Source organism: Micromonospora phytophila, from assembly GCF_023656545.1.
Lineage (GTDB): Bacteria > Actinomycetota > Actinomycetes > Mycobacteriales > Micromonosporaceae > Micromonospora > Micromonospora phytophila.
On the sequence record NZ_JAMOKF010000314.1, the window covers coordinates 1 to 6,444 of the forward strand.

6 protein-coding genes and 1 pseudogene are annotated in these 6,444 nt (G+C 70.9%); all 7 read right to left on the reverse strand.

What is annotated here, in order from left to right; translation table 11 throughout:
* A pseudogene (locus NCC78_RS25870) lies at window positions 1-344 on the reverse strand (shikimate dehydrogenase); the annotation flags it as partial.
* Entirely contained in the window at window positions 344-1,543 is a 1,200-nt protein-coding gene (gene mltG, locus NCC78_RS25875) for an endolytic transglycosylase MltG (protein ID WP_250797717.1), read from the reverse strand. The gene mltG and the pseudogene NCC78_RS25870, both read right to left, overlap by 1 nt.
* Window positions 1,540-2,001, reverse strand: a complete 462-nt coding sequence (gene ruvX, locus NCC78_RS25880) for a Holliday junction resolvase RuvX (protein WP_250797718.1) — start codon at window positions 1,999-2,001, stop codon at window positions 1,540-1,542. The genes mltG and ruvX overlap by 4 nt, the downstream gene beginning before the upstream one ends.
* 72 nt (window positions 2,002-2,073) lie before the next feature.
* The gene (gene alaS / locus NCC78_RS25885) at window positions 2,074-4,752 is read right to left on the reverse strand and encodes an alanine--tRNA ligase (protein ID WP_250797719.1); all 2,679 of its coding nucleotides are present in this window, start codon (window positions 4,750-4,752) and stop codon (window positions 2,074-2,076) included.
* On the reverse strand, window positions 4,749-5,054 hold the full coding sequence (locus NCC78_RS25890) for a hypothetical protein (RefSeq protein ID WP_250797721.1): 306 nt from the start codon (window positions 5,052-5,054) through the stop codon (window positions 4,749-4,751). The genes alaS and NCC78_RS25890 overlap by 4 nt, the downstream gene beginning before the upstream one ends.
* Before the next feature lie 31 nt (window positions 5,055-5,085).
* Entirely contained in the window at window positions 5,086-5,547 is a 462-nt protein-coding gene (locus NCC78_RS25895; RefSeq protein WP_250797723.1) for a DUF948 domain-containing protein, read from the reverse strand.
* A gap of 149 nt (window positions 5,548-5,696) precedes the next feature.
* Window positions 5,697-6,353, reverse strand: coding sequence for a hypothetical protein (locus tag NCC78_RS25900; protein WP_250797725.1), 657 nt, complete (start codon window positions 6,351-6,353; stop codon window positions 5,697-5,699).
* Window positions 6,354-6,444 lie beyond the last annotated feature (91 nt).

The window sequence follows — 6,444 nt, forward strand, 5'->3', positions numbered from 1 at the left end:
CCGGTGAGCACCTCGACCATGCCACCGACGTCGGTGTTGTCGGCGTACCAGGAGCCGTCCGGCCGACGTACCAGCGTGTTGGCCGCGCCGACGGCGGCGGCGACCGGCGAGGCCACCGCGGCCACCGCGAGCGCCGCCTCCTTGCCCGGCATGGTCACCGACAGCCCGGCCCACTCCGGGCCCAGGCCGGCGACCAGGTCGGGCAGCTCCGCGGCCGCGCACTCGATCCGGGTGTACGACCACCCGGTCAACCCGGCCGCCGCGTAGCCGGCGTTGTGGATGACCGGGGAGAGGGAGTGCGCGATCGGCTTGCCGAGCACCGCCGCCCGCCGTGGGACCGCCATCAGATGATCCCGGCCTCCCGGGCCTTGGCCTCGTTCCTCAGCTGCTCCTCGTAGGTCTCGGCGAACTCCGAGTGCCCCTCCCTGTCGATCGCCACGAAGAAGAGCCACTTGCCCTTCGGCGGGTTCATCGCCCCCTCCAGGGCCAGCTTGCCCGGGTTGTTGATCGGGGTGGGCACCAGGCCGCGCAGCTTGCGGTTGTACGGGTTCTTCGGATTGTCCAGGTCCGCCGCGGTCATCTGCGCGGAGGTCTTCGTCCGCTGGCCGGTCAGCTCCAGGTAGTAGTTGACCGTGACGTCCATCTCCAGGCAGTTGCAGGCGAACTCGCCGTACACCCGGTTGTAGGCCACCCGGGCGACCTTGCCGAGGTCGTCCTTGTTACCCGCCTCGGCCTGGGCCAGCGACGCGACGATCAACGCCTCGTACGGGCTGATTCCACCGAGATCCTTCTGCACCTTGTCGGCGAACTGCAACTCCCCGGTCACGCTCAGGAAGTTGTCGACCATCTGCTTGAGGACGCTCTCGGCGGTGGCCTTCGGCGGGATCTCGTAGGTGTCCGGGTACAGGAAGCCCTCGATCGACTTCGTGACCTTCTTGCCGTCCTCCCGCTTGAACCACCAGGCCGGCACGCCCAGCGCGATCGGGTCCTTCGCCGCCACCTCGAATTCCTTGACCGGGATCTTGGTCTTCTCCGAGAGCAACTTGTAGATGTTCTTGGCGGAGCGCCCCTCGGGGATAGTGACCCCGTCGACGACCCTGCTCTTCGGGTCGAGCATCGCGGCGAGGGCGCTCTCGGCGCTCATCTGCTTGCGCAGCTTGTACGTCCCCGGCTGGATGTTCTTGCTGCGCGAGTTCGCCTCGGCGGCCTCGATGAACGCCTTGGCGCTCTTCACCACGCCAGCGGCGACCAGCGCGTCGGCCATGTCGGCGATCAGCGCGCCCTGCTTGACCTGCACCTGCACCTCACCGGTGCCGGAGCCGTCGTAGTCGGGGGTGACGAAGTAGTTCTGGATCCGGTCGAAGCCGTAGAAGGCGCCGCCGCCGATGCCACCCAGCAAAACCAGGGCGAGCAGCAGGGCCAGAAACGTCTTGCCCCGCCCGCCGCCGGAGGAGCCGTTGCGCTTGCGCACGAAGCTGCGCCGGTGCCGGCCCTTCTCCCCCCGCTCCTGCTCGTCGAACCCGAGATCCAGATCGTCGATCATTGCGTCCGCCTCCGCTGCGCGTCCAGCCAGCTCTGCAGAATCTCCACCGCGGCAGCCTGGTCAACCACCGCGCGTTGCCGTCTCCCCCGGACACCACGCTCGGCCAGCCTACGAGAAGCCACGACGGTGGACATCCTCTCGTCGGTGAGCGCTACCGGAACAGGCGCTATTACATCGGCCAGTCGGTCAGCGTACGCCTGCACATGGACGGCCGCAGGGCCGTGCTTGCCGGCGAGGTTGACCGGAAGGCCCACGACGACCTCGACCGCCTCGTGCTCGGCGATCAGCGCGGCGATCTCGGCGATGTCGCTCGGCACGGTGTCCGGACCTGCGGTGAGGTCACGGGCCAGGGTCACCAGCGGGGTGGCCAGCACCCCGTGCGGGTCGGAGCGGGCGACCCCGACCCGGACCTGCCCGACGTCCACCCCGAGCCGGACCCCGCGGGACAACTCAGTCACGGTGCGTCACCTCCCGAAACGCCGAACCAGGGCGGACCGCGAAGGTCCGCCCTGGTCGCTCGCGTCCACGCGTCACGCCTCGGCGATCGCCTTCTCGACGGTGAGCAGCAGGTTCGGCGCCTCCGCAGCCGGCAGGCCACCGCCCTGGGCCAGGTCGGGGCTGCCCCCGCCGCGGCCGGAGAAGGCCGCCTTCACCAGGTCGGACGCGGCCAGGCCCCGGCTGCGGGCGGCCGGGTTCACCGCGACCACCAGGGATGCCTTGCCGTTCGCCCGGGCCGCCACCGCGACCACCGCCGGCCGCGCCGGGTCGATCCGGCCCCGGATCTCCTGGGCGAGGGTACGCACGTCGTTGCCGGCCGCGCCCTCCGGCGCCTCCGTGCCGACGTACGCGATCCCGCGCACGTCCTTCGCCTGCGCGGCGATCGCCGCCGCACCGCCGAGCACCAGCTGGGCGCGGAGCTTCTCCAGCTCCTTCTCGGCGTCGCGCAGCTGGGTCACGGTCTGCTCGACCCGGTCGGCGACCTGGTCGTTGGGCACCCGGTACAGCTCGGCGAGGCGGGAGACCAGCAGGTGCTCCCGGGCCAGGAACTGGAAGGCGTCCATCCCGACCAGCGCCTCGACCCGGCGGACCCCGGAACCGATCGACGACTCGGAGAGGATCTTGACGAGGCCGAGCTGGCCGGAGCGGGCGACGTGGGTGCCGCCGCACAGCTCCCGGGCGTAGTCGCCGACCTCGACGACCCGCACCTCCTCGCCGTACTTCTCGCCGAACAGCGCCATCGCCCCGATCCGCCGCGCCTCGTCCAGCGAGGTGATGAAGGCGTGCACCTCCAGGTCGGCCAGGAGCACCTCGTTGACCTGCTGCTCCACGTCGTGTAGCACGCTCGGCGCCACCCCGGTCGGGGTGTTGAAGTCGAACCGCAGCCGGCCCGGCGCGTTCAGCGAACCGGCCTGGGTAGCGGACTCGCCGAGGAAGTTGCGCATCGTCTGGTGCACCAGGTGGGTCGCGGTGTGCGACCGGGAGATGGCCCGCCGGCGGGTGGTGTCGATCTCGGCGAACCCGGTCTCCCCCGCGCGCACCTCACCGCGCAGGACCCGGCCGCGGTGCACGATCAGCCCGGGCACCGGCTGCTGCACGTCGAGCACCTCGACCTGGCCGTTGCCAATGGTGATCATCCCGAGGTCGGGCTGCTGGCCGCCGCCCTCGGCGTAGAACGGGGTGGCGTCGAGCACCAGCTCGATCGTGTCCCCCTCGACCGCCGCGCCGAGCGGCCCGGTGGTGCCGAGCACCGCCCGGACCGTCGACTCCCGCGACACCTCGCTGTAGCCGGTGAACCGCACGGGGCCGCCCGCGTCGAGCACCGACCGGTACGCCGACAGGTCGGTGTGCCCGGTCTTGCGGGCCTGCGCGTCGGCCTTGGCCCGGGCGCGCTGGTCGGCCATCAGCCGGCGGAAGCCCTCGGCGTCGACCTGGAGCCCCTGCTCGGCCGCGATCTCCAGGGTCAGGTCGATCGGGAAGCCGTACGTGTCGTGCAGCTGGAACGCCTTCTCGCCCGAGAGGCTCTCCTTGCCGGCGGTACGCGTCTCGGTGATCGCCATGTCGAGGATCGTGGTGCCGGCGCGCAGCGTGGACAGGAAGGCGTCCTCCTCCGCGTACGCGTAGTCGGCGATCCGGTCGAAGTCGGTGGCCAGCTCGGGGTAGGACGGGGACATGCAGTCCCGGGCGACCGGCAGCAGCTCGGGCAACGCCCGGTCCTGCCAGCCGAGCAGCCGCACCGACCGGATCGCCCGGCGCATGATGCGCCGCAGCACGTAGCCGCGCCCCTCGTTGGTCGGGGTGACCCCGTCGCCGATCAGCATCAGCGCGGTCCGCACGTGGTCGGCGATCACCCGCAGCCGGACGTCGTCCGGGTGCGACTCGCTGGCGACGTGGCCCGAGTGCGCCCCGTAGCGCTTGCCGGTCAGCTCGGCGGCCTTGTCCAGGATCGGCCGGACCTCGTCGATCTCGTAGAGATTGTCGACGCCCTGCAGGATGGAGGCCATCCGCTCCAGGCCCATGCCGGTGTCGATGTTCTTCGCCGGCAGCTCACCGAGGATCGGGTAGGTCTCCTTGCCGGTGCCCGGACCCCGCTCGTACTGCATGAAGACGAGGTTCCAGAACTCCATGTAGCGGTCCTCGTCCACCGCCGGGCCGCCCTCGCGGCCGTACTCCGGGCCGCGGTCGTAGAACAGCTCGGAGCAGGGGCCGCAGGGTCCGGGGATGCCCATCGACCAGAAGTTGTCCGCCTTGCCCCGGCGGACGATCCGCTCGACGGGCACGCCGACCGACCGCCAGATCTCGAACGCCTCGTCGTCGTCGAGGTAGACGGTGGGCCAGACCCGCTCCGGGTCGAGGCCGAAGCCGCCCTGCTCCCGGGACTTGGTGACCAGGTCCCAGGCGAGCGGGATCGCCTGCTCCTTGAAGTAGTCACCGAAGGAGAAGTTGCCGTTCATCTGGAAGAACGTGCCGTGCCGACTGGTCTTGCCGACCTCGTCGATGTCGGGCGTGCGGATGCACTTCTGCACGCTGACCGCCCGCCGGTACGGCGGGGTCTGCTGCCCGAGGAAGTAGGGGACGAACTGCACCATGCCGGCGTTGACGAACAGCAGGTTCGGGTCGCTGATGGCGGGCAGCGGAGCGGACGGCACCACGGCGTGGCCGTTCGCCTCGAAATGGGCGAGGTACCGCCGCTTGATCTCCGCCGTCTTCATCGCTGGTGGTCCTCCGGAAAGATCTCTCGATCGCCGATGCGCGGGTCCTCCCGCAGCTCGGCGAACTGGTCGTCGAACGCCTCGCCCTGGGCGAACGCCTCGTGGATCTGCTGCTCGCGCTCGGCCATCCCGATCCGGACGTCCTCCACGAAGCTACGCAGGGACTCGACCAGCCCGCCAGCGGATTCGGACAACGTGCCGGCGATGCCGGCCGGGGTGTAGGACTGCGCGGTGCGGGTGGCCTTGCGGACCACCACCACCCCGACGGCCAGCCCGATGCCGAGCCAGAACAACCGCCTCATGCTCTCAAACCCTCCTGGTCGCGCCGCCGGGTCAGCGGTTGCCGCGCTTGGCGGCCCGACGCTGCTGCTTGATGGTGTCGCGCACCTCGCGCTCGGTCTCGGCGTGCCGCCGGGCGGAGGCGGCCTTGCGGACGCCGTAGCCGAAGGCGGCCACCTTGACCAACGGGTTGGCGGCGGCGGCGGAGACGACGGTGGCCAGGTTCGCCACGTTGGCGGTGACGTTCTGCGCGTGGCTGGTCATGGTGTCGACCTTGGCGAGCTGCAGGTTCACCCCGTCCAGCGAGGTCTGCACCTGCTCCAGCGCCGTGTTCACGTTCTTCACCGTGGTGTTGACGTCGCCGAGCAACGGCGCGGTCCGGTCGTTGAGGTCGTTGATCATCCGGGTGGTGGCGTCCACGGTGTGCCGCAGCCGCAGGATGGGCAGCGTCAGGATCAACACCAGCATCGCGAACGCGATCGCCGCGATCAGTGCCGCGACCTCTCCAAAGTCCACGCCTGTCCTCCTCAAGCAGAGTTCCGGGAACCGGACGTCCCCGGAACGCGCGACCGTCTTACACCGCCGCCCGGTGACCCGCGCGAAGGGTCAGCGGGAGCGGGCGGGCCTGCCAGCCCCAGACCCTACCGTCCGTGATGGAAACCGGCTCACGACGGTGAGGGTGTCGCCTCGCCGAGCGGATCCTCACTGAGCGTCGGGTACGGGTCCTCGCCGGTGAGCGACGGGTCGGTGCTGGGCTGTGGCCGGGTCCGCTCGTCGTCGATCGCGTTGCGGACCTTCACCGACACCAACGATCCGGCGCACGTCTTTGCAGCGGTGGACGGATCGGGCGACGGCACGACCGCCGGCTCCCCGTCGACCGGCGGCGGTACGCAGGTCCGCTCGCGCACCCAGAGGTCGAGGGTCAACTCGTCGCGCCGCCAGCAGGTGTAGCGCCCCTTCTCCTCCTGCTCCGGGCAGCGGGTCACCTTCCACGGCTGCCACCCGTCCTGGCTGAGCGCCCGCTCGTAGACCTGCGCGGTCTCCTCGGGCGCCCGCTCGGACTCCAGGGTGCGTTCGCGCAGCCGGCAGTCGAGCAGGCACCAGCGGCTGCCGCTGACGTCGTCGACGGCCGACACCGCCGCCCAGCCGGGCACGTCCAGCTCGTCGAGGGTGTCGAAGACCGGGTCGCGGCTGAGGGTGCGGATGCCGAAGAAGAGCGGGATCGCACCGAGCAGCACCACGCTGACCAGCGCGAGCACGGCCATTCGCAGCCGTCGCCGCTCGCGTATCTGCCGGCGCAGCTCCGACCGGGCGCCGCGCAGCCCGCCGGGGACCGGCGCGTCGTCGTCCGACGACTCCGTTCCCGCGGCCCGTCGCAGCGCCGGACCGTCCTCCGGTTCCGGTCCGGGCCGG